The organism is Streptomyces sp. NPDC020780, from assembly GCF_044334475.1.
Classification (GTDB): Bacteria; Actinomycetota; Actinomycetes; order Streptomycetales; family Streptomycetaceae; genus Streptomyces.
The window spans coordinates 112,466-133,816 of the sequence record NZ_JBIRTB010000007.1 but is presented as its reverse complement, the minus strand read 5'-3'; the positions used below and the strand labels follow the sequence as shown (position 1 = coordinate 133,816).

The window sequence follows — 21,351 nt, the reverse complement described above, 5'->3', positions numbered from 1 at the left end:
TCAGTGCCCGCGGGCGATCCACTCGTCCAGGTGCGGGGCCTCCGCGCCGATGGTGGTGGAGTCCCCGTGGCCGGTGCGGACGGTGGTCTCCGGCGGCAGGGTGAGCAGCCGGTCCCTGATCGAGTCGACGATCGTCGGGAAGTGCGAGAAGGAACGGCCGGTGGCGCCGGGACCGCCCTGGAAGAGGGTGTCGCCGGTGAAGACGGTGGTCAGCTCCGGGGCGTACAGGCACACCGCTCCCGGGGCGTGGCCCGGGGTGTGCATGACCGTCAGACGCGTTCCGGCGATCTCCAGTTCCTGGCCGTCGGCCAGTTCGGCGTCGGGGGTGCGGTCCGGGTGGGTCTGCCGCCACAGTCCGAGGTCGTCGGGGTGCAGGAGGACCGGCGCCCCGGTCGCGTCGGCGAGCGCGGGCGCCGCGTCGATGTGGTCGTTGTGCGCGTGGGTGCAGATGACGGCGCGCAGCGTACGGCCGCCGAGTGCGGCCTCGATGGCGGCGGCGTCGTGGGCGGCGTCGATGACGACCACCTCGGTGTCGTCCCCGACGATCCACACGTTGTTGTCGACGTCCCACTCGCCGCCGTCGAGGGCGAAGGTGCCGGAGGTGACCAGGTGCTCGATGCGCGCGGCCATCAGAGGACCACCACCGAACGCAGGACGTCGCCGTCGTGCATCCGGGCGAAGGCGTGCTCGATGTCGCCGATCCCGATGGTCTCGGTGACGAAGGCGCCCAGGTCGAGGCGTCCCTGCTGGTGCAGGTCGATGAGCATCGGGAAGTCGCGCGAGGGCAGACAGTCGCCGTACCAGGAGGACTTGAGGGAGCCGCCGCGGCCGAACACGTCGAGCAGCGGGAGTTCGAGCCGCATCTCCGGGGTGGGGACGCCGACGAGGACGACGGTGCCGGCCAGGTCGCGGGCGTAGAAGGCCTGCTGGTACGTCTCCGGGCGGCCGACCGCCTCGATGACGACGTCCGCGCCGTTGCCGCCGGTCAGTGCGCGGATCGCCTCGACCGGGTCCCCGGAGCGGGAGTTGACGGTGTGGGTGGCGCCCATCTTCTTCGCCGTCTCCAGCTTGCGGTCGTCGATGTCGACCGCGATGATCTTCGCCGCTCCCGCGAGCCGCGCACCGGCGATCGCGGCGTCGCCCACGCCTCCGCAGCCGATGACGGCGACCGAGTCGCCGCGGCCGACCTGTCCGGTGTTGATGGCGGCGCCGATGCCCGCCATGACACCGCAGCCGAGCAGTCCGGCGACGGCCGGGGAGACCTCGGGGTCGACCTTGGTGCACTGGCCGGCGGCGACGAGGGTCTTCTCCGCGAAGGCGCCGATACCGAGCGCCGGGGAGAGCTCCGTGCCGTCCAGCAGGGTCATCTTCTGCCGGGCGTTGTGGGTGTCGAAGCAGTACCAGGGGCGGCCCCGCAGACAGGCGCGGCACTGGCCGCACACCGCACGCCAGTTGAGGACGACGAAGTCGCCGGGCTCGACGTCGGTGACGCCCTCGCCGACGGACTCCACGACACCCGCGGCCTCGTGGCCGAGCAGGAAGGGGAACTCGTCGTTGATTCCGCCCTGCTTGTAGTGCAGGTCGGTGTGGCAGACGCCGCACGCCTGGATCTTCACCACGGCCTCACCGGGGCCGGGGTCCGGCACGAGGATCGTCTCCACGCGCACGGGCTCGTTCCTCCCCGGTGCGATGACCCCTTGTACCTGCTGCGCCATGCCGTGGTCTCCCATCCCGACTGCCCCGTGATCTCCGAAGATCGAACCCGCCCACCGTACCCGGGCGGGCGGCCGCTCACGGAGCGAGCACGTCCAGTTCGTGCAGCGCGCCGACCGCGATCTCCTTGGTCAGCCGTTCGGCGCCCTCGGCGTCCCCTTCGCGTACGGCCTCGGCGAGCCGGACGTGGAGGGTGACGGCGGCGGGGTCGGGGTCCTCGAACATCACCTGGTGGTGGGTGCGGCCGGCGAGGACCTCGGCGACGACGTCGCCGAGGCGGGCGAACATCTCGTTGCCTGAGGCGTTGAGGACGATGCGGTGGAAGGCGATGTCGTGCCGGAGGTAGCCCTCCAGCTGCTGGCCGCGCGAGGTGGCGACCATACCGAGCGCGCACTCCGTGAGCGCGGCGCAGTGTTCGGCCGTGGCGTTACGGGCCGCGAGGCCCGCGGCGACGGGTTCGACGGCGGACCGCAGCACGGTGAGGGAGCGCAGCTGCCGGGGCCGGTCCGAGCCGGCCAGCCGCCAGCGGATGACCTGCGGGTCGTAGACGTTCCACTCCTCGGTGGGCCGCACGGTCACTCCGACCCGGCGCCGGGACTCGACCAGGTGCATGGACTCAAGGACGCGGATCACTTCGCGTACGACGGTGCGCGAGACGTCGAAGCGCTGGGCGAGCTCGTCGGTGCGCAGGACACGGCCGGGCGGGCAGTCCCCCGCGGCGATCTCCAGACCCAGGGTGTCCAGCACATGCGTATGGAGCCCCTGGGCAGGTGTGGTCATGCCCACCAGCCTACGGGGCGGCCTGCGGCGAGAAAAAGTACGACGTTTATGTCACAGCCTCTTGAATAAGTCGTATGTAATGCGTTTCAGTAGCGCGACGGACCGACGTCGGACCGATGTCGATGAAGACAGCGAGGCACCAATGAGCACCCCCCACGTCGTCGTGGTGATGGGCGTAGCAGGGACCGGCAAGACCACGATCGGCCCTCTGCTCGCCGCCGCCCTCGGCGTCCCCTACGCCGAGGGCGACGATTTCCACCCGCCGGCCAACATCGCCAAGATGTCGGCCGGAACACCGCTGGACGACGACGACCGCTGGCCCTGGCTGGACGCCATAGGGCAGTGGGCGCACGGCAGGGCGGGGCTCGGCGGGGTCGTCAGCAGTTCGGCGCTCAAGCGGGCCTACCGCGACCGGCTGCGGCACGAGGCCCCGGACGCCGTCTTCCTGCATCTGACCGGCGACCGCGCGCTCATCGAGCGCCGGATGGCGGACCGTAAGGGCCACTTCATGCCGACCGCGCTGCTCGACTCCCAGTTCGCGACCCTCCAGCCGCTGCAGGAGGACGAGACCGGCGTAGCCGTCGACGTGTCCGGCACCCCCGAGGAAATCACCGAACGGGCCGTCGCCGCGCTGCGCCGGCTCGACTCTTAAGGATCATCACCGTGACCAGTCTCAGCGTCGAGATGCTGGCGGCCGATGCAGTCGAACCGATCACATCGGCCGGCAACGCACAGTTGGGCATCGCCGTCCTGGCGGGCATCGCCGTCATCGTTCTGCTCATCACCAAGCTCAAGATGCACGCGTTCCTCGCGTTGACCATCGGCTCGCTCGCGCTCGGCTCCTTCGCCGGCGCCAACCCGGCGAAGACGATAGCCAGCTTCACGGCGGGCCTCGGCTCGACCGTCGCGGGTGTGGGTGTGCTCATCGCGCTCGGCGCCATCCTGGGCAAGCTGCTCGCCGACTCCGGCGGCGCGGACCAGATCGTCGACACGATCCTCGCGAAGGCGAGCGGACGTGCGATGCCGTGGGCGATGGTCCTGATCGCCTCGATCATCGGGCTCCCCCTCTTCTTCGAGGTCGGGATCGTGCTGATGATCCCGGTGGTGCTGCTGGTCGCCAAGCGCGGCAACTACTCCCTGATGCGGATCGGTATCCCGGCGCTGGCCGGTCTCTCCGTGATGCACGGGCTGATCCCGCCGCACCCCGGCCCGCTCGTGGCCATCGACGCGCTCGGCGCCAACCTCGGTGTCACGCTGGCCCTCGGTGTCCTGGTGGCCGTCCCGACGGTGATCATCGCGGGCCCGGTCTTCTCCCGCTACGCCGCCCGCTGGGTGGACATCGAGCCGCCGGAGAAGATGGTCCCGCAGCGTCCCTCCGAGGACCTGGACCGCCGCCCCGGCTTCGGCGCGACACTGGCGACGATCCTGCTGCCCGTCGTGCTCATGCTGGTCAAGGCGCTCGTCGACATCGTGGTGGACAACCCGGACCACCAGGTCCAGCGGGTCACCGACGTCATCGGCTCGCCGCTGATCGCGCTGCTCGCCGCCGTGATCGTCGGTATGTTCACCCTGGGCCGCGCGGCCGGGTTCACCAAGGGCCGCCTCTCCACCACCGTCGAGAAGTCGCTCGCCCCGATCGCCGGCATCCTCCTGATCGTCGGCGCCGGCGGCGGCTTCAAGCAGACCCTCATCGACGCCGGTGTCGGCCGGATGATCCTGGACTTCTCCGAGAACTGGTCGATCCCCGCCCTGCTGCTCGGCTGGCTGATCGCCGTGGCGATCCGGCTGGCGACGGGCTCGGCGACGGTGGCGACCATCTCCGCCGCCGGTCTGGTCGCCCCGCTGGCCGCCGACATGTCCACGTCGCACGCCGCTCTGCTCGTCCTCGCGGTCGGTGCCGGTTCCCTCTTCTTCAGCCACGTCAACGACGCGGGGTTCTGGCTGGTGAAGGAGTACTTCGGCATGGACGTCCCGCAGACGATCAAGACGTGGTCGGTGATGGAGACGATCATCTCCGTCGTCTCCCTGGCCTTCATCCTGCTGCTGTCGCTGGTGTTGTAGCCGGCGCTACTCCTCCGGCTCCCGCCACAGCGGGTGTTCGGCACGGGCCCAGAGGCGCTCGACCGACCCGGTGCGCATGCCACGGCGTGCCTCCGGATCGGCGAGCGCCTTCGCCGTGTGCCGGGCCAGGACGATGCCGGTCGCGAGCGCCAGCCAGTCGTGGACGAAGGTCGCCCCCGCGCGCCACACCAGCGGGGCGAGGCCGGTGCACCACATGGGCAGCCCGGTGCCGAGCATGACGAGCACGGCGCCCGCGATCCGGGCGGCGTACAGCTTCCGGCCCGCGTTGAAGCGCCGGCTCAGCCGGTCGCCTTCGCCGCCGCCCTGCCCGCGACCCGGCCCGAGAAGATGCAGCCGCCGAGGAACGTGCCCTCCAGGGAGCGGTAGCCGTGGACCCCGCCGCCGCCGAAGCCCGCCGCCTCGCCCGCCGCGTACACCCCGGGCAGCGGGGCGCCGTCCGCCGTCAGTACGCGGGAGGACAGGTCCGTCTCCAGGCCCCCGAGGGACTTCCGGGTCAGGATGTTCAGCCGTACGGCGATCAGCGGGCCCGCCGCCGGGTCGAGGATGCGGTGCGGGCGGGCCGTGCGGATCAGCTTGTCGCCGAGGTAGGCGCGGGCCCCGCGGATCGCGGTGACCTGGAGGTCCTTGGTGAAGGGGTTGGCGATCTCCCGGTCGCGCGCGGTGATCTCGCGGCGCAGTGCGTCCTCGTCGATCAGCGTGTCGCCCGTCAGCGCGTTCATGCCCCGGACCAGTGCACCCAGGTCCTTCTCGACCACGAAGTCGACGCCCTTGTCCATGAACGCCCTGACCGGGGCGGGGACGTCGGCGCGGGCCCTGCCGATCACGTCGCGCACGGACTTCCCGGTGAGGTCCGGGTTCTGCTCGGATCCGGAGAGCGCGAACTCCTTGCCGATGATCTTCCGGTCCAGGACGAACCAGGTGTAGCCGTACCCGGACCGCATGATGTGTTCGAGGGTGCCGAGCGTGTCGAAGCCGGGGAAGAGGGGGACGGGGAGCCGCTTGCCGCGGGCGTCCAGCCAGAGGGAGGACGGGCCGGGCAGGATGCGGATGCCGTGCCTGGCCCAGATCGGGTTCCAGTTCTCGATGCCCTCGGTGTAGTGCCACATCCGGTCGCGGTTGATGTGGTGCGCGCCCGCCTCCTCGGTGATGCCGAGCATCAGCCCGTCGACGTGCGCGGGGACCCCGGAGAGCATCTTCGCGGGCGGCGTGCCCAGCCGCCGGGGCCACTGGGCGCGTACGAGGTCGTGGTTGCCGCCGATGCCTCCGGAGGTGACGATCACGGCCTGGGCCCTGAGCTCGAAGGCACCGGTGATCTCGCGGGTGCTCGCGGTGCCCCGCTCGGCGCCGCTCTCCTCGAGGATCTCGCCGGTGACGGTGTCGACCGTCCCCGCCGAGCGCCCGAGGCCCGTCACCCGGTGCCGGAAGCGGAGCCGGACCAGTCCCCTGGCCACGCCCTCGCGCACCCTGCGCTCGAAGGGGGCGACGACGCCGGGCCCGGTGCCCCAGGTGATGTGGAAGCGGGGGACGGAGTTGCCGTGGCCGTTCGCGTCGTAGCCGCCGCGTTCGGCCCAGCCGACGACGGGGAAGAGCCGCAGACCCTGGGCGTGGAGCCAGGACCGCTTCTCACCGGCCGCGAAGTCGACGTACGCCTGGGCCCACCGCCGCGGCCAGTGGTCCTCCTCGCGGTCGAAGCCGGCCGTGCCGTACCAGTCCTGGAGGGCCAGTTCGTGGCTGTCCTTGATCCGCATCCGCCGCTGTTCGGGTGAGTCGACGAGGAAGAGGCCGCCGAAGGACCAGTGCGCCTGCCCGCCGATGGACTGCTCGGGCTCCTGGTCGAGCAGGATCACCGTCCGGCCCGCGTCGACGAGTTCGGCGGTGGCCACCAGACCCGCGAGCCCCGCCCCGATCACGATGACATCAGCGTCGTACGCCATGGTTCCGTCCTTCGGGCATGCGGGGCGGCCCGGCGGAGATCCCGGGCCGGGGCGTGTTACTCGTGAGTCAGATCTTCGGTACGCCTCGCCCCCACGTCAACCGTCCGGTCGACGGCGGCCTCACGCTCCCGGTGGGGCCGCGGGGCTATCGTCGGACCGTGTCGTTGCTGGTACTCCTGCTCTCCGTGGGCGCCGCGTGCTGTACGGGCTTCGGTTTCGTCCTGCAGCAGGACGCGGCCCGTCGCGCGCCGCCGAGCGATTTCCTCTCGCCCCGACTCCTGCTGGACCTGATGAGGGTGCCGAGCTGGCTGGCCGGCATCGGATTGATGATCTGCGGCATGGTCCTCGGGGCGCTGGCGCTCGGGCGGGGAGAGGTGTCGGTCGTCGAGCCGCTGCTGGCCACCAACCTGCTCTTCGCGCTCGCACTGTCGCGCTACTTCACCGCGCAGCGCCTCGGCCGGCAGGGCTGGGGCGGGCTCTGGCTGCTGGCCGGCGGCGTCACCGCGTTCCTGCTGGGCGGCCGGCCGCGCGGCGGCGAGGCGGTGACGGAGCCGCTGCGGCACTGGCTGGTGATCGGCCTGGTGGCGGGGCTCGCCCTGGCCCTGACCGCCTTCGCCAGACACCCACGCACCCCGTGGGCTCCCGCGCTGCTGGGGCTGGCGGGGGGACTGCTCTACGGGCTCCAGGACGCCCTGACCCGGGTCTCCGGTCTGCGGCTGGCCGACGGCGGGTGGGGCGCGCTCTTCACTGGCTGGCAGCCGTACGCGCTCGTGGTCCTGGGCGTGACCAGCCTGATCATCGTGCAGAGCGCCTTCGAGGCCGGGCCGCTTCGGATGTCGCTGCCCGCGCTGACCGCCGCCCAGCCGCTGGCCGGCATCGTCTGCGGGATCGGGTTCCTCGGTGATCAGGTGCGGACCGATGTCGGTGCGCTCGCCTGGCAGGCGGCGGGTCTCGCGGCGATCGTGGCCGGAATCGTGCTGCTCGGGCTGCATCCGGCGATGCCGGCGGGCAAGGAGCGGCACGGCTCCACGGAGGTCCGCGGGGTGGGGTTGGATGGACGCCATGACTCCGGCTGACGAGATCCTGGACATCGTGGACGAGAACGACGTGGTGGTGGGGCAGGCGCCGCGCGGCGAGGCGACCGCGCGGGGCCTGCGCCACCGCTGCGTGTTCGTCGAGGCCAGGGACGCCACGGGGAGAGTCTTCGTGCACCGCAGGACGGCCACCAAACTGGTCTTCCCCTCGCACTACGACATGTTCGTCGGCGGGGTCGTGGGCGCGGGTGAGTCCTACGACGACGCGGCGCTGCGGGAGGCCGAGGAGGAGCTGGGCGTCCGGGGCCTGCCGCGCCCGGAGCCGCTGTTCAGGTTCCTGTACGAGAGCGGCGGACACAGCTGGTGGTCCGCCGTGTACCAGGTGCGGTGCGAGCTGCCCGTACGTCCACAGGCGGAGGAGGTGGCCTGGCACACCTTCCTGACGGACGCGGAGCTGGAGCGGCAGCTGGGCGACCGGCTGTGGGTGCCCGACGGGCTGGAGACGTACCACCGGCTGCGGAGCCTGCGGGCGGGTGGCGCGTGAGCGGCTTCCCGCGCGGACTGCGGCTGTGGTTCTCTCCGCGGGAGCTCCGCGAGGAGGGCGACACCCCGGACTACCGCTTCTCGCTCGCCAACGAGCGCACCTTCCTCGCCTGGCTCCGGACGGCGCTCGCGCTGATCGGCGGGGGCTTCGCCGTGGACCAGTTCCTGCCCGGGCTCGCCCGGGGCGTGCGGACCGGCCTCGCCGTCGCGCTGCTGGCCGCCGGTGTGCTCTGCGCACTGCGGGCGGTCAACCACTGGGTGCGGTGCGAGCGGGCGATGCGGCGGGGCGAGGACCTGCCCGTGTCACGCTTCCCCGCGTTCCTGAGCCTGGCCGTCGCCGTGGTCGCGGTGACGATGGTGGTCGTGGTCCTGTTCGGCTGGGAGAGCCGGTGACCACCCCGGCCCGCGACCCCGGGCTGCAGCCGGAGCGGACCCGGCTGGCGTGGCGGCGTACGACGCTGACCTGCACGGTGGTGACACTGCTCGCCGGGCGGCAGGCGCTGCACGGCGGCGCGGGTCCCGCGGCGCTGATCGCCGTGGCGTTGACCCTGCTGGCCTGGCTGGTCTTCCTGCGGGCGGCTCACCTGCGCGTGGCGGGCACGGCGACCGCCGAGCCCGCGCCGCTGTCCCCGCGGCTGGCGCTGACGGCCGCCGCCTGCACGGTCTCGCTCGCGGTGTTCGCCGCCGCGATGCTGTTCTGAGCGCCCGGCGCCGGGACCGGCCGGCGGGTCAGCTCTCCTCGCCGACGGTGACGACGATCTTGCCCCGGGTGCGCCCCTGCTCGTTGAGCCGGTAGGCCTCGACGGCCTGTTCCAAGGGGAACACCCGGTCGACGTGGACGGAGATGACGCCCTGTTCGGCCAGTTCCGCGAGGTGCGCGAGGCCCTGGGCGTCAGGCCGTACGAAGGCGTAGCGGCCGCCGTAGGAGAAGACCTCCGCGTCGGCGATGGAGGCGAGCCGGCCGTCGCCGGCGAGGGTCTGCGCGGAGACGCGGAGCGCCTCGCCCCCGACCGTGTCGAACGCCGCGTCGAATCCGCCGGGTACCAGTTTCCGCAGCCGGCCGGCCAGGCCGTCGCCGTACTCCACGGGTTCGCCGCCCAGCCGCCGCACGTAGTCGTGGTTGTGCGGCCCGGCCGTGCCGATGACCCGGCAGCCCGCGTGCCGGGCGAGCTGGACGGCGAGTGAGCCGACGCCGCCGGCCGCCGCGTGGACGAGGACGGTCTCGCCTTCGCGCACGTTCAGGACGCGGTGCAGCACCTGGAGTGCGGTGAGGCCGCACAGGGGCAGGCCGGCCGCCTCCTCGAAGCTCAGGTTGAGGGGTTTGCGGGCGAGGGTGCGCACGGGGGCGGCGACGTACTCGGCGAACGTCCCGCGCGAGAGGAAGTCCTCACGGACGTAGCCGATGACCTCGTCGCCCACCTCGAACTCGTACACGGCGGCGCCGGGCTGGACGACGACGCCGGACACGTCCCAGCCGGGGATGACCGGGAAGACGGCTTCCAGCCCCGCCTGGAGGTACCCCTCGCGGGCCTTCCAATCGACCGGGTTCACGGCCGCGGCCCGCACCTTCACCAGGACGGAGTCCGGCCCCACCTTCGGGTCCGGCCGCTCGCCGTACTCCAGGACGTCGGCCGCGCCGTACCTGCTGTAAATGATCGCCTTCATCCTTCGACGATCGGCGTGGGCCGGGGCCCCCGCAACTCGGCCGTACGCCGGTTCTCCCGCCCGCGCGCCCACCGGCGAGAGGGCGGGCCCCAGGGGGGACCCGGGGTTCCCGGCTGATTCAGGGCGCGGACTGGACGACATACCGACTGGTCGGCATCATGGTGCCGACCGTCCCGCTCCCGGAGGTGCGCACCATGAGCCCAGTCCACCCGCCAGGCCTCGACCTCGACCTGCTGCGCGGCCGTCTCGACCGCGAGCGGCCCGGTCTGGTGAACGGACCGCTCGAGGCCCGGATCGTCGAGGGCGGACGCTCCAACCTCACCTACGTCGTCACCGACGGTACGGGGCAGTGGGTCGTCCGCCGGCCGCCCCTCGGCCACGTGCTGGCCACCGCGCACGACATGAAGCGCGAGCACCGGGTGATCAGCGCCCTGCACCCCACGGCCGTCCCGGTGCCCGAGCCGGTACTGCTCTGCGAGGACGAGTCCGTCACCGGCTCGCCCTTCTACGTCATGGAGTACGTCGAGGGAACCCCGTACCGGACCGTCGAGCAGCTCGCGCCCCTGGGCGCCGCACGCACCCGGGCGGTCGTGCTGGGTCTCGTGGACACCCTGGTGGATCTGCACGCGGTGGACCCCGCGGCGGTCGGGCTCGGCGACTTCGGCCGGCCGGAGGGTTTCCTGGACCGGCAGCTGCGTCGCTGGGGCAAGCAGCTGGACGCCTCGCGCAACCGCGAGCTCGCCGGGATCGACGAGCTGCACGCCGCACTCGGCCGACGGCTCCCGGACTCCCCCGCCCCCACCGTCGTCCACGGCGACTACCGCCTGGACAACGTGCTGATCGGCCCCGACGACCGCATCAAGGCGGTCCTGGACTGGGAGATGTCCACGCTCGGCGACCCGCTGACCGACCTCGGCCTGCTGGTCATGTACAGCTCCGACCTCGGTCTGCCGGAGTCGCCGGTCTCGACCACGAGCGGCGCGCCGGGCCACCCGAGCCCGGCCGAGCTGATCGAGCGCTACGCCGACCGCTCCGGCCGGGACACCTCGTCGATCTCCTGGTACACGGCCTTCGCGTGGTTCAAGCTCGCCGTGATCCTGGAGGGCATCCACTACCGCTACACGCTGGGCCGGACCGTCGGCGCCGGGTTCGACCGCATCGGCGACCTGGTCCCGGTCTTCATCTCGCACGGCCTCACCACCCTCCAGGAAGGCTGACCCACTCCATGGACTTCGCATTCGACGCCCGTACCGACGAGCTGCGCACCAGGCTGCTCGCCTTCATGGACGAGCACGTGTACCCGGCCGAGCAGGTCGCCGAGGAGCAGCGCGCCCGGCTCGCCTCCCCGTGGGGCACCCCGCAGGTCGTGGAGGACCTGAAGGCGGAGGCCCGCAGGCAGGGCCTGTGGAACCTCTTCCTGCCCGACGCGGAGTTCGGTGCCGGACTGACGAACCTGCAGTACGCACCGCTCGCGGAGATCACCGGCCGCAGCCCGCACCTGGCGCCGACCGCGCTGAACTGCGCGGCCCCGGACACCGGGAACATGGAGGTGCTCGCCCAGTTCGCCTCGGACGAGCAGCGGAAGCGGTGGCTGGAGCCGTTGCTGGCGGGGGAGATCCGCTCGGCGTTCGCGATGACGGAGCCGGACGTGGCGTCCTCGGACGCCACGAACATCGAGACCCGGATCCGCCGCGACGGCGACGAGTACGTCGTCAACGGCCGCAAGTGGTACATCTCCGGGGCGATGAACCCGGACTGCGCCGTCTTCATCGTGATGGGCAAGACCGACCCCGACGCCGAGGACATCCGCCGCCAGCAGTCGATGATCCTGGTCCCGCGCGACACCCCGGGCCTGGAGGTGCGGCGCGCGATGCGGGTGTACGGCTACGAGGACCACTCCCACGGCGGTCACGCCGAGGTCGTCCTCACCGACGTGCGCGTGCCCGCGTCGCACCTGATCGGCGAGGAGGGCGGCGGCTTCGCCATCGCGCAGGCGCGGCTGGGGCCGGGACGGATCCACCACTGCATGCGGCTGATCGGGATGGCCGAGCGCGCGATCGAGCTGATGTGCCGGCGGGCCGTCTCGCGTACGGCCTTCGGCAAGCCGCTCGCCCAGCAGGGGGTCGTGCAGAACTGGATCGCGGACGCCCGGGTGACGGTGGAGCAGCTGCGGCTGCTGGTGCTGAAGACCGCCTGGCTGATGGACACCGTGGGCAACCGCGGCGCCCACACGGAGATCCAGGCGATCAAGATCGCCACCCCGCGGGCGGTCTGCGACATCCTCGACCGGGCGGTGCAGCTGTACGGCGCCGGCGGAGTCGGCCAGGACTTCCCGCTGGCCGAACTGTGGGCGTCGGCCCGGACGTTGCGGCTCGCGGACGGGCCGGACGAGGTGCACCAGAGGTCGCTGGCCCGCCGGGAGATCAGGCAGTACCTCTGACCTGGTACGGGCGAACGCGCGGGGAGGCGCGGGGTGCGCCTCCCCGGCGGCGGGTCAGAAGGTGAGCTGCCAGCTGTCGATGTAGCCGGTGTCCTGCGCGGCGATGTCCTGCGCCCGGAGCCGCCAGGTGCCGTTGGCGGTCTCGGTGGACGCGTCGACCGTGTACGTCGTGATCACGTTGTCGGCCGAGTCGCTGCCGCTGGAGTTCTTCAGCCGGTACGCGGTGCCGTCGGGCGCGAGGAGGTCGACGACGAGGTCACCGCGGTAGGTGTGCTTGATGTCGACGGCCACCTTGAGGGCCGAAGGGGCGTTGCCCGTACGGCCGGTGACGGAGACGGACGAGGTGACGGCTCCCCCGTTGTCGGGGATGGCGACGTCGGTGGCGTTGCTGAACACCGTGCCGGTGGGCGGGGTGACCGATCCGGCGGACAGGGTCCAGACCGCGTGGGCGACCGCGTCGCTGTTGCGGTCCAGGGCGGTGTCGTTGATGTTGGCCGTGGTGTCGCACGAGGAGTGGTAGCAGCGGTCGAAGGCCTGGCCCGCCGTGCCGCCCCACTTCTGGGCCTGCGCGCTCGTCTTGATGTAGTCGGCCCCGGAGAAGAGCCCGCCCACCGGGACACCCGCGTTCTTGAACGGGGCGTGGTCGGAGCGGCCGTCACCCTCGGTCTCTATCTCGGTGGGTATGGACAGGCCCGCGTAGTAGTCCTTGAAGGTCTGCTCGATGACCGGGTCGTCGTCGTAGACGAAGTAGCCGGGGTTGGGCGAGCCGATCATGTCGAAGTTGAGGTATCCGGCGAGCTTCGAACGCTCGGTGGCGGCCAGGCTGTTGACGTAGTACTTCGAGCCGACGAGGCCCAGTTCCTCCGCGCCCCACCAGGCGAAGCGCAGGTGCTTGTCCGGTGCGAGCTGCGCCCGGGAGACCGCGAGGGCCGTCTCCAGCACGGCGGCCGAGCCCGAGCCGTTGTCATTGATGCCGGCGCCCGACGTCACCGAGTCGAGGTGGGAGCCGGCCATGAGCACCCGGTTGGGGTCTCCGCCCGGCCAGTCGGCGATCAGGTTGTAGCCGGTGGCTCCGCCGGAGGTGAACTGCTGGAGCGCCGTGGTGTATCCGGCCGCGTCCAGCTTGGCCTTCACGTAGTCGAGGGACGCCCGGTAGCCGGTCCGGCCGTGTGCGCGGTTGCCGCCGTTGGCGGTGGCGATCGACTGGAGCTGGGTGAGGTGCGCCTTGACGTTGGCGAGCGGGATGTCGGGGGCGGCGGCCGCCGCCACGGGGGCGGGTGCCGCCTGGACGGCGGGGGCGGCGGCCGACAGGAGGGCCGTCACGGCGACTGCGGCGGCGAGCAGGGATCTGTGGCGTACAGGACTCATCGGATGGCTCCGGATTCCGTTCGGGGACTGACGGAACGTGCGGGGGGTCCCCTGCCGTGCACGGCGGGGGCCAGGAGCGGCGGGGCGATGTGCGGGACCGATGCTGGCGCCAGTGACCGCGTACCGTCAAGGGTGGAATCCGGACATGATTGTTCGTTAATCGGACACGCGAGGGGGTGCGAGGCGCGGGTTCGTCCCTGTGCGGGGTACCCGGTGCCGCACAGGCGCCTGTGCCTGTGCCTGTGCCTGTGCCTGCGCCTGCGCCTGTGCCTGTGCCGGGTCTACTTGCCGAAGCGGCGTTCGCGGGTCGCGTACGAGCGGAGGGCGCGCAGGAAGTCCACCCGGCGGAACGCCGGCCAGTAGCAGTCGACCCAGTGCATCTCGGCGTAGGCGGACTGCCAGAGCAGGAAGCCGGACAGCCTCTGCTCGCCCGAGGTGCGGATGATGAAGTCCGTGTGGTCGGCGGTCGGGGAGTACAGGTGCCGGGAGATGTCGTCGATGTCGAACCGCTCGGCCAGTTCCGCCGGATCGCCTCCGGCCGCGATGTGCTCCGCGAAGGCGCTCTTGACCGCGTCGACGATCTCCCGCCGGCCGCCGTAGCCGACCGCGACGTCGACCTTGAGTCCGGTGCGCCCCTCGGTCGCGGCGGCGGCCTCCTTGAGCACACCGGCGCCCGCGCCGGGCAGCATGTCGAGCGAGCCGATCACCTGCACCCGCCAGGGCCGGCCCTCGGCCGTGATGTCCCGGACGGTCTCCTCGATGATCTCTATCAGCGGGCCGAGCTGCTCGGCCGGCCGCTGGAGGTTGTCGTCGGAGAGCATGAAGAGCGTCACGTGCTCGATCCCGGCGGCGGTGCACCAGCCCAGGAACTCGCTGACCTTGGCCCCACCCGCGCGGTACCCGTCACGGACGTCCGTGAGCCCCGCCTGCCGCGCCCAGCGCCGGTTGCCGTCGAGCATGATCCCGACGTGCCTCGGCCGTGGCAGCCCCACCAGGGTGGTGGCCAGCCTGCGGGTGTAGACCGCTTCTACCGGGCGTCGGATGAACAGGGGAAGCAGCTTCATGGAACCATATCCGTCATGTCGTGGGACCCTCGGCGGACCCTACCAGGGGACCCGCGCCGCCTGTCCTGGTGCCCCCCAAAAGCGCCTGCGTACAGGCGACTTGGCCTGGTCCGCGCTCCCGCGGGCACTCCGTCCGGGCCCCGCCGTCAGGGCCGAAGGGCGCGCAGCAGCAGGTCCGCCAGGTGGTCGGCGACCTCACGCTGGGTGAGGGGCCCGTCGGGGCGGTACCACGTGGACAGGTGGTGGACCGAACCGAAGTGGTAGTCGACGACCAGGTCGGCCGGGGTCGCGTCGGAGAAGACCCCGGCCCGCTGGCCCTCCTCGATCAGGGCGCGGAAGCGTTCGTGGTAGCGGCGGCGCTCCATCCGGACCTGCTTGTTCTTCTCCGGGCTCAGATGGTGCATCGAGCGGAAGAAGATCGAGGCGTCGTCGAGGTTCTCGATGGTGGTGACCACCACGTCCGCCGCCGCGTCCCGCAGCCGCTGCTCGACCGGCGCCTCGGCGTTCGCGTAGGCGTCGAGCCGCTCCTGCTGGAGCCGCAGGACCCGGGCGTAGACCTCCTGGAGGAGGTCCTCCTTGGAGCCGAAGTAGTGGTAGAGGGCACCCTTGGTGACGCCTGCCGCCTCGACGATCTCCTGGACCGAGGTGCGGTCGTAGCCCCGCTCGGCGAAGAGCCGGGTGGCGGCGGCCAGCAGCCTCTGGGGGACGGGTGTCCCGTTCCCCTCCGTCGCCTTGGCCATGGCCGCCACCTGTCCTCTCGTCGGTGCGTGAACCGTCTGTCTACCGGGGGGAACGCAGTTCCCGCCCGAGGATCTTCCCACTCGCCGCGCTGGGGAGCTCCGCCAGGACCTCCACCTCGCGCGGGTACGTGTACGCGGCGAGGCGCTCCCCGCGGTACACACCCGCTCGGCCGGCTCCGGGGCCGCTCCGGGGCGCGGACCGGCGTAGGGGTGTCCGGCCCATGCCTGCGGCGTGGCGGCGTCCGGCACGCACGCCCATGCGTCAGACAGCCGTCAGGCCCGTACGGTCTCGCCCCGGCAGGCGTCCGGGACGCCACGCCGCAGTCCCCCGGCGGCGAGGCGTCCGGCCGCGGAGTCCGGCAACCCGTCCGCGTCCCGGTGGCCGAGCCGCCCGTCGGAGCAGGCGAGCGCGGTACGGTCCGGCGCCCGGCCGACCCCCTCGCGGAAGGCGTGGACCATGCTCCCGGCGTGCCGGGCGGGGGCCGGCCGGGCCTCGCCTAGGGCGTGTGTCGAAAGTAGCGCCGTCTGCCCGAAGGGCAGGCTCGCGGTGTCCGGTGCGTGCGATCGCAAGGCGGAGGGTCGCCCCGATACTGGATGTATCGGGGCGATCCCGACAACGCGGCGAGTGTGCGTGCCGGGCGCCGCCGGGCAGGCGGGACTTTCGATACACGCCCTAGCAGGGCGGTCCAGGGCCTGTCCGCGGAGAGGGGCTCGGTCACGCGCCGGTCTCCTCCCACTTCCGCTGAAGATGGTTCATGCTGCCGAGCCAGTGGTCGGGGTCCTCGGCGCGCGCCCGGTAGTACCCGGCCACCTCGGGGTGCGGCAGGACGAGGAAGCGGTCCTGGTCCATGGCGTCGAACAGGGCGTCGGCGACGGCCTCCGGTTCGATCGCGGTGGGGGCGAGCACCAGCTCCCCGGCGGAGCCGGCCGAGGTGAGCATGTCCGTACGCACGCCCTGCGGGCAGATCGCGTGCACCTTGAGACCCCGGTGCCGGTAGGTGAGGGAGAGCCATTCGGCGAAGGCGACGGCGCCGTGCTTGGTGACGCTGTACGGTGCGGCCCCGATCATCGTCAGCAGGCCGGCCGCCGACGCGGTGGAGACGAAGCGGCCGCTGCCCCGCTCCAGCCAGTCCGGCAGGAGTTGCCTGGCCGCGCGGACGTGGGCCATCACGTTGACGTCCCAGGCCGCCGCCCAGACCTCCTCGTCGGCGAAGGCGTCCCCGCCCGAGCCGAGGCCGGCGTTGGCGCAGTAGACGTCCACCGTGCCGCCGAGTGCGTCGCGGGCGGCATCCACGATGCCCGAGGCGTCGCCGGCCACGACGGTGCCGCCGATCTCCTCGGCGAGTGCCTCGACGCGGTGGCCGTCGAGGTCGTTGACGACGACCCGGGCACCCTCCGCGGCGAATCTGCGGGCCAGAGCGGCACCGATGCCACCTCCGGCCCCGGTCACCACTACGCCGGCGTCCTGCACCGCACTCATCGGTCCCGCCTCTCCCAGCCGTCTTTCCTGGCAGACTAACCAGTCGGTATGTGATCCGGGAAGGGGGCCGGGGCAGGACCGGCGATCAGCCCGGTCGTGGGCGTTCCGTGACGCGCGCGCCCGCGCTAGCGTGCGTGACCATGACAGTCGGCGCGATCATGGAGGTAGCGCAATGACCTTGTCCAGACGTGGTGTGCTGACGGCCGGCGGCGCGGTGGGGGCCCTCGCGGTCGCCGGGGCCGGTCCGGCCGCCGCCGCCCCCGGGAGCGGCGGCGGGCGCCCGGCGGTGCGTACCGGCTTCGCGCGGCTGGCCGCGGACGGCTACCGGCTGCTGGCGGGCCGGAAGGTCGGTGTGGTCACCAATCCCACCGGCATCACCACGGACGTACGGCACATCGTGGACGTGATGCACACCGACGGCCGGGTGGACCTGACCGCCGTCTTCGGCCCCGAGCACGGTTTCCGGGGGACCGCGCAGGCGGGCGGTTCGGAGGGCCGGTACGACGATCCGGTGACGGGTCTCCCGGTGTACGACACCTACCTGAAGAGCGGTCAGGCGCTGGCGGACGTGTTCACCGCGTCCGGCGTGGACACGGTCGTCTTCGACATCCAGGACGCCGGAGCCCGCTTCTACACGTACATCTGGACGCTGTACGACTGCATGGAGGCGGCGGCGCTCGCGGGCAAGCGGTTCGTCGTCCTGGACCGGCCGAACCCGGTGAGCGGGCGGGCCGCGCTCGGGCCGGTGCTCGATCCGGCGTTCGCCACGTTCGTGGGGCGCCGCGAGATCGCCCAGGCTCACGGGATGACGGTCGCCGAGCTGGCCCTGCTGTACGACGGGGAGTTCCTGGCGGCCCGGCCCGTGGAGCTGGAGGTCGTGAAGATGGCCGGCTGGCGGCGGTCCGACTTCTTCGACGGGACGGGCCTGCCGTGGGTGCCGCCCAGCCCGAACATGCCGACGCCCGAAACGGCGCTGGTCTACCCGGGGACCTGTCTCTTCGAGGGCACGAACCTGTCCGAGGGGCGGGGTACCACCCGGCCCTTCGAGCTGCTGGGCGCGGAGGGCGTCGACCACCGGTGGGCGGCAGCGGCGAACGCGCTGGACCTGCCGGGCGTGGCCTTCCGGGAGGCGTACTTCGCGCCGACGTTCTCGAAGTTCCAGGGGAGGACGGTGGGAGGGGTGCAGCTGCACGTCCACGACCGGGAGGCCTTCGACCCGGTCCGCACCGGCGTCGCGCTGCTGGTGACGGCGAAGCGGACGTGGAGCGGCTTCGCCTGGCGCGCGGACAACTGGATCGACAAGCTCACCGGCAACGCCCGGGTCCGCACGATGATCGACGCGGGCGCGGACACGGACGAGGTGGTGGCCGCCTGGGCGGCGGACCTCGCGGCGTTCCGGGCGGTGCGACGGGAGTACCTCCTGTACCGCTGAGCGGCCGGGAGGCCCGGCGGGCCCGCAGGGCGTGCACGCCCTGCGGGCCGGGGTTCAGCGGTGCGAGGGGAACTCCACGACCTGCTGGTACGTCGGCCTGTTCTGCCAGTGGATCGTCCGGTGGCCGATCCCGCCCAGCGGGCGGTGCACGAGGGCGTCGGTGCACCACTGGTCCCCCGCCCCGCAGCTGTCGTCGCCCGGGTAGACGGTCGTGGCGGGCACGGCTGCCGCCTTCTTCAGCGTGGTCAGCAGCGCGTCGCGGCAGGCGCCGAGATCACCGTTGCCGCAGTACGTCCTCGCCAGCGGGCCCGCGACCCGCTGTCCGAGGACCTGGCGCAGGTCCTTGTCCGCGAAGCCCCACCACCCGTACTGGAAGGCCGAGCCGCTGTGCGCCCCGCTCGGCCCGTGGCTCGCGGCCGGGGACTCGTCGGTGGCCAGGCTCGCGGTGAACGCCGAGTAGAGACCGTCACCCAGACCGGGGCGGAACTCCGCCTCGATCAGTTCCGGCCACCACGCGTCCATGATCCGTACCGCGTCCGCGTGCGTGTACGTGTGCGAGCCCTCGCCGGTCTCCTTGCGCTGCGCACCGGCCGCCCGCCAGGAGTCCAGCTGCTGGACCACCGCGTTGAGCTCCGGGTCGGTGACCGGCCGGGAGCGGATCACCTTCAGGAGTTCCGGCAGCAGTTGCTCACCCCGCAGGTCGGTGACGGCGGCCTCGGCCATCGCACGGGTGAGGGAGGCGCGGGTCACTCCGCCGTCCGCGACCAGGGCTGCCACCCGGTCGTCCAGGAGGTCGCCCCGGTGCACCGCGCCGAAGCCGAAGGCGGCGGTGGCGTAGTCCTTGGCCTGCCGGTTGTTCCAGGAGATGTAGTAGTCCTGGCCGCTGGAGTGCGGGTGCGCGGCGAACGGGGTGTAGTCGGCGGTGTTGGCGGCCGGATCGAACCCCTGCCACTCGTACGCCTTCTCCGCCCTGACCGGCAGCGCGGGATCGACCCCGGCGGCGCGCACCGGGTTCATGCCGCTGTTGTAGAAGGCGGCGGTGCGGGAGTCCGCGTAGAACCAGTTGAACGCGTAGTCGATGTGGGCGGCAGCCCGTTGGAAGGAGGCCGCGTCGGTGACGTACGCGGGGTCGTTGAACAGTTGGAAGCCGATGATCGAGTCGGCCTCGTGGCGGTAGGTGGTGCGCAGCGAGGTGTACGCGACGGGTGTGCCGCCCACCGTGGCGCGGTGGGTGACGATGCCGTAGTCCGTGCGCCACACCTGCATGCGGTAGGAGCCCTTGGCGGTGGAGTCGGCGACGGTGGGCGTCCAGGAGTTGGTGCGCTCCAGCCTCTCCATGGCGGTGCAGGCCCCGTGTGCGCGGTAGTGCGTGGAGTCCTTGGTGGGCGCGGAGCCGTCGGGTTCGCAGAGCTCGACCGCGTACGTGTCGGTGATGTCCTGGGCCGCCGACGTGGCGCTCCAGGCGTAGTCCTGACCGCGGCCCATCTGGACGTACATGCCGACGCCGGCGAAGGAGACGCCGCGGGCGCTGATGCCCGGGCCCTGCAGCTCCTGGAGCATCATCAGCTGCGGGGCGAAGTAGCCGGTCTGGGGGCCCATCACGGCGATCGGGTTGCCGCTCGCGGTGTGCTCGCCCGACACCAGCAGCGCGTTGGACATCCCGCGCTTCTGCGCGCCGTCACCGGACCCGGGCAACGTGCCCTCCGGGACGACTCCGTCGTCGTACATGCCCTGGGCGGGTGCGAGACGGGCGGGTGCCTCGACCGGGTCCTTCCTGTTCGTGCCCGCCGCGCCGGTGCGGTCGTACACGAGCGGTTCGGCGGTGACCGTGCCCGGATCGGGGAGGGCGGTGCCGCGCGCCGTGTCGGGCTTGCCCGCGTACGGGAACGACGTGCCGTCGTGGACGGTGAGGACGGCCTCGGGGTCGTTGCGCTGGCGGAAGGACTCCCAGACCCGGGTGCCCTCCTCGACCCCGTACTTCTGCTGGGCGGCGAGCAGGGACAGGGCGGCCTGCACCTCGCCGCCACCTCCGCCGCCGAACTGCCCGCCGACCACCGAGGCGATCGAGATCAGGTCGGTCAGCTTGAACGGCTGGATCTCGCCCACGTTGGTGACCGCGTCGATCTTCCCGGTGAGGACGTACTCACCGGGGAAGTAGCGGCCCTTCTTGGCCTTCTCGCGGTAGGCGTTGATGCCGTCGGTGTAGGCCTGCGCGTCGGCCATCGCCTGCTCACCGCGCGGTCCCTCGGTGGTCCTGATCCGTTCGACCTGGGCCTCGAGATCCGCCTCGGTGTACGGGGCCTGGGGCCAGAACTGCTGCTCCAGCCCCTGGTTGGCGAGCGCTCCTCCGGCGAAGGAGGTCAGTTGGCCGCGTCCGATGTGCCGGAACAGGTCCATCAGCCACAGCCGGTCCTGGCCTGCGGCGAATCCGGCGCCGAACTCGGTGCCGTAGCGGGTGGTGCCCTTGATGTGCGGGACGCCGCTCTTCTTGTCGCGGGTGATGGTGACGTCCTCGCGGGGCGAGATGACGGACTCGACCTGGTCCTCGGCGACCCCGAACGAGGCGTCGTTGAAGAAGTCGGTCAGCTTCTGGTCGGTGAGGTTCGTGTGCCCGGCCACCAGGCCGTTGTAGCGGTCGAGTTGGTCGTCGCTGTGCGCGGGGTGCGTACCGAACGCCTTGTTGCCGAGGATCTCGACGAGGGTGGCGTTGCCGTTCTCGCCCGGGGGCAGGATGTCGGCGCACCGGCCCTGGCAGTGGTCGGTGACGGCGGCGGGTTCCGGCTGCGCCGCTTCGGCCGGGGGGACCGTGGCGGCGAGCAGGGAGGTACCGAGGACGAGTGCGGCCGCGGCTGCGGCGGCCGAGAGCGTGCGGGTGCGTGGGGGCATGCAGTGCTCCTCCGGGAGGCCGATGCGCCGGAGGTTACCGACGGTACGGCCGGTCGGAAAGATGAACATCAGTCACATGTGCCGAACCGTCACACGCCGGGCGCCCCGTCGGCACACCCCTGCCCCCGCAGCCCGACGCGAAGGCACTGTCTCACTCTTCGGACGGAATGCACCTTTCGATGGAGCCGAA

At 72.0% G+C, this 21,351-nt stretch carries 20 protein-coding genes and 1 pseudogene; 9 read left to right on the top strand and 12 right to left on the bottom strand.

What is annotated here, in order from left to right:
• The 3 genes from ACH4VO_RS15245 to ACH4VO_RS15235 all read right to left on the bottom strand — a co-directional run bounded on the left by ACH4VO_RS15245 (position 1) and on the right by ACH4VO_RS15235 (position 2,493).
• Positions 1-630: an MBL fold metallo-hydrolase gene (locus tag ACH4VO_RS15245; protein WP_360986383.1), complete on the bottom strand. Its 630-nt coding sequence runs from the start codon at positions 628-630 to the stop codon at positions 1-3.
• Complete coding sequence (locus tag ACH4VO_RS15240) at positions 630-1,715, bottom strand: S-(hydroxymethyl)mycothiol dehydrogenase (protein ID WP_360986387.1); 1,086 nt, start codon at positions 1,713-1,715, stop codon at positions 630-632. Before ACH4VO_RS15240 ends, ACH4VO_RS15245 begins: the two co-directional genes overlap by 1 nt.
• 76 nt (positions 1,716-1,791) lie before the next feature.
• A complete protein-coding gene (locus ACH4VO_RS15235; RefSeq protein WP_360986390.1) occupies positions 1,792-2,493 on the bottom strand; it encodes an FCD domain-containing protein in 702 nt (233 codons plus the stop codon).
• Positions 2,494-2,635: 142 nt separating this feature from the next.
• Here ACH4VO_RS15235 and ACH4VO_RS15230 point away from each other — a divergent pair, with 142 nt between their 5' ends.
• Entirely contained in the window at positions 2,636-3,145 is a 510-nt protein-coding gene (locus ACH4VO_RS15230; protein ID WP_069173415.1) for a gluconokinase, read from the top strand.
• Positions 3,146-3,156: 11 nt separating this feature from the next.
• Positions 3,157-4,554 carry a gluconate:H+ symporter gene (locus ACH4VO_RS15225; protein ID WP_360986393.1) on the top strand — a complete coding sequence of 466 codons (1,398 nt, stop codon included), beginning with the start codon at positions 3,157-3,159 and terminating at the stop codon, positions 4,552-4,554.
• Between the two features lie 6 nt (positions 4,555-4,560).
• Here the strand turns inward: ACH4VO_RS15225 and ACH4VO_RS15220 are convergent.
• Positions 4,561-4,851 (bottom strand): annotated as a pseudogene (locus ACH4VO_RS15220) (formate dehydrogenase); the annotation flags it as partial.
• 2 nt (positions 4,852-4,853) lie between these two features.
• Positions 4,854-6,509: an FAD-binding dehydrogenase gene (locus ACH4VO_RS15215; protein WP_360986396.1), complete on the bottom strand. Its 1,656-nt coding sequence runs from the start codon at positions 6,507-6,509 to the stop codon at positions 4,854-4,856.
• Between the two features lie 158 nt (positions 6,510-6,667).
• Between ACH4VO_RS15215 and ACH4VO_RS15210 the strand changes: the two genes are divergently transcribed.
• Genes ACH4VO_RS15210 through ACH4VO_RS15195 form a run of 4 tightly spaced genes read left to right on the top strand, consistent with a single transcriptional unit; the run spans position 6,668 to position 8,787 of the window.
• Positions 6,668-7,585: a DMT family transporter gene (locus ACH4VO_RS15210; protein WP_360986399.1), complete on the top strand. Its 918-nt coding sequence runs from the start codon at positions 6,668-6,670 to the stop codon at positions 7,583-7,585.
• The gene (locus ACH4VO_RS15205) at positions 7,572-8,087 is read left to right on the top strand and encodes an NUDIX domain-containing protein (RefSeq protein WP_360986402.1); all 516 of its coding nucleotides are present in this window, start codon (positions 7,572-7,574) and stop codon (positions 8,085-8,087) included. Before ACH4VO_RS15210 ends, ACH4VO_RS15205 begins: the two co-directional genes overlap by 14 nt.
• Positions 8,084-8,479: a DUF202 domain-containing protein gene (locus ACH4VO_RS15200; protein ID WP_360986405.1), complete on the top strand. Its 396-nt coding sequence runs from the start codon at positions 8,084-8,086 to the stop codon at positions 8,477-8,479. The genes ACH4VO_RS15205 and ACH4VO_RS15200 overlap by 4 nt, the downstream gene beginning before the upstream one ends.
• The gene (locus tag ACH4VO_RS15195) at positions 8,476-8,787 is read left to right on the top strand and encodes a DUF202 domain-containing protein (protein ID WP_360986408.1); all 312 of its coding nucleotides are present in this window, start codon (positions 8,476-8,478) and stop codon (positions 8,785-8,787) included. The genes ACH4VO_RS15200 and ACH4VO_RS15195 overlap by 4 nt, the downstream gene beginning before the upstream one ends.
• A gap of 28 nt (positions 8,788-8,815) precedes the next feature.
• Here ACH4VO_RS15195 and ACH4VO_RS15190 read toward each other — a convergent pair whose 3' ends face one another.
• Complete coding sequence (locus ACH4VO_RS15190; protein WP_360986411.1) at positions 8,816-9,751, bottom strand: NADP-dependent oxidoreductase; 936 nt, start codon at positions 9,749-9,751, stop codon at positions 8,816-8,818.
• 194 nt (positions 9,752-9,945) lie between these two features.
• Between ACH4VO_RS15190 and ACH4VO_RS15185 the strand changes: the two genes are divergently transcribed.
• Together ACH4VO_RS15185 and ACH4VO_RS15180 are read left to right on the top strand one after the other, a co-directional pair.
• Positions 9,946-10,968, top strand: a complete 1,023-nt coding sequence (locus ACH4VO_RS15185) for a phosphotransferase family protein (RefSeq protein WP_360986414.1) — start codon at positions 9,946-9,948, stop codon at positions 10,966-10,968.
• An 8-nt stretch (positions 10,969-10,976) separates the two neighbouring features.
• Positions 10,977-12,191: an acyl-CoA dehydrogenase family protein gene (locus ACH4VO_RS15180; protein WP_360986416.1), complete on the top strand. Its 1,215-nt coding sequence runs from the start codon at positions 10,977-10,979 to the stop codon at positions 12,189-12,191.
• 54 nt (positions 12,192-12,245) lie between these two features.
• Here ACH4VO_RS15180 and ACH4VO_RS15175 read toward each other — a convergent pair whose 3' ends face one another.
• From ACH4VO_RS15175 to ACH4VO_RS15155, 5 genes are all read right to left on the bottom strand, one after another.
• Positions 12,246-13,559, bottom strand: coding sequence for a M28 family metallopeptidase (locus ACH4VO_RS15175; RefSeq protein WP_360986419.1), 1,314 nt, complete (start codon positions 13,557-13,559; stop codon positions 12,246-12,248).
• A 281-nt stretch (positions 13,560-13,840) separates the two neighbouring features.
• On the bottom strand, positions 13,841-14,623 hold the full coding sequence (locus ACH4VO_RS15170; protein ID WP_360986422.1) for an isoprenyl transferase: 783 nt from the start codon (positions 14,621-14,623) through the stop codon (positions 13,841-13,843).
• Positions 14,624-14,769: 146 nt separating this feature from the next.
• Positions 14,770-15,363, bottom strand: a complete 594-nt coding sequence (locus ACH4VO_RS15165) for a TetR/AcrR family transcriptional regulator (RefSeq protein WP_360986425.1) — start codon at positions 15,361-15,363, stop codon at positions 14,770-14,772.
• A 273-nt stretch (positions 15,364-15,636) separates the two neighbouring features.
• A complete protein-coding gene (locus tag ACH4VO_RS15160; RefSeq protein WP_360986428.1) occupies positions 15,637-15,822 on the bottom strand; it encodes a hypothetical protein in 186 nt (61 codons plus the stop codon).
• A 256-nt stretch (positions 15,823-16,078) separates the two neighbouring features.
• Positions 16,079-16,843, bottom strand: a complete 765-nt coding sequence (locus tag ACH4VO_RS15155) for an SDR family oxidoreductase (protein ID WP_360986431.1) — start codon at positions 16,841-16,843, stop codon at positions 16,079-16,081.
• Positions 16,844-17,015: 172 nt separating this feature from the next.
• Between ACH4VO_RS15155 and ACH4VO_RS15150 the strand changes: the two genes are divergently transcribed.
• Positions 17,016-18,275: a DUF1343 domain-containing protein gene (locus ACH4VO_RS15150; RefSeq protein WP_360986434.1), complete on the top strand. Its 1,260-nt coding sequence runs from the start codon at positions 17,016-17,018 to the stop codon at positions 18,273-18,275.
• Between the two features lie 54 nt (positions 18,276-18,329).
• Here ACH4VO_RS15150 and ACH4VO_RS15145 read toward each other — a convergent pair whose 3' ends face one another.
• Positions 18,330-21,161 carry a penicillin acylase family protein gene (locus tag ACH4VO_RS15145; RefSeq protein ID WP_360986437.1) on the bottom strand — a complete coding sequence of 944 codons (2,832 nt, stop codon included), beginning with the start codon at positions 21,159-21,161 and terminating at the stop codon, positions 18,330-18,332.
• Positions 21,162-21,351 lie beyond the last annotated feature (190 nt).

Bases quoted from the DNA above. Each gene is read 5' to 3' on its own strand.
- ACH4VO_RS15155 (WP_360986431.1), bottom strand. From the start codon at position 16,843: ATGAGTGCGGTGCAGGACGCCGGCGTAGTGGTGACCGGGGCCGGAGGT.
- ACH4VO_RS15160 (WP_360986428.1), bottom strand. From the start codon at position 15,822: ATGGTCCACGCCTTCCGCGAGGGGGTCGGCCGGGCGCCGGACCGTACC.
- ACH4VO_RS15180 (WP_360986416.1), top strand. From the start codon at position 10,977: ATGGACTTCGCATTCGACGCCCGTACCGACGAGCTGCGCACCAGGCTG.
- ACH4VO_RS15150 (WP_360986434.1), top strand. From the start codon at position 17,016: ATGACCTTGTCCAGACGTGGTGTGCTGACGGCCGGCGGCGCGGTGGGG.
- ACH4VO_RS15245 (WP_360986383.1), bottom strand. From the start codon at position 630: ATGGCCGCGCGCATCGAGCACCTGGTCACCTCCGGCACCTTCGCCCTC.
- ACH4VO_RS15235 (WP_360986390.1), bottom strand. From the start codon at position 2,493: ATGACCACACCTGCCCAGGGGCTCCATACGCATGTGCTGGACACCCTG.
- ACH4VO_RS15240 (WP_360986387.1), bottom strand. From the start codon at position 1,715: ATGGCGCAGCAGGTACAAGGGGTCATCGCACCGGGGAGGAACGAGCCC.
- ACH4VO_RS15175 (WP_360986419.1), bottom strand. From the start codon at position 13,559: ATGAGTCCTGTACGCCACAGATCCCTGCTCGCCGCCGCAGTCGCCGTG.
- ACH4VO_RS15165 (WP_360986425.1), bottom strand. From the start codon at position 15,363: ATGGCCAAGGCGACGGAGGGGAACGGGACACCCGTCCCCCAGAGGCTG.
- ACH4VO_RS15230 (WP_069173415.1), top strand. From the start codon at position 2,636: ATGAGCACCCCCCACGTCGTCGTGGTGATGGGCGTAGCAGGGACCGGC.
- ACH4VO_RS15145 (WP_360986437.1), bottom strand. From the start codon at position 21,161: ATGCCCCCACGCACCCGCACGCTCTCGGCCGCCGCAGCCGCGGCCGCA.
- ACH4VO_RS15205 (WP_360986402.1), top strand. From the start codon at position 7,572: ATGACTCCGGCTGACGAGATCCTGGACATCGTGGACGAGAACGACGTG.
- ACH4VO_RS15215 (WP_360986396.1), bottom strand. From the start codon at position 6,509: ATGGCGTACGACGCTGATGTCATCGTGATCGGGGCGGGGCTCGCGGGT.
- ACH4VO_RS15170 (WP_360986422.1), bottom strand. From the start codon at position 14,623: ATGAAGCTGCTTCCCCTGTTCATCCGACGCCCGGTAGAAGCGGTCTAC.
- ACH4VO_RS15190 (WP_360986411.1), bottom strand. From the start codon at position 9,751: ATGAAGGCGATCATTTACAGCAGGTACGGCGCGGCCGACGTCCTGGAG.
- ACH4VO_RS15185 (WP_360986414.1), top strand. From the start codon at position 9,946: ATGAGCCCAGTCCACCCGCCAGGCCTCGACCTCGACCTGCTGCGCGGC.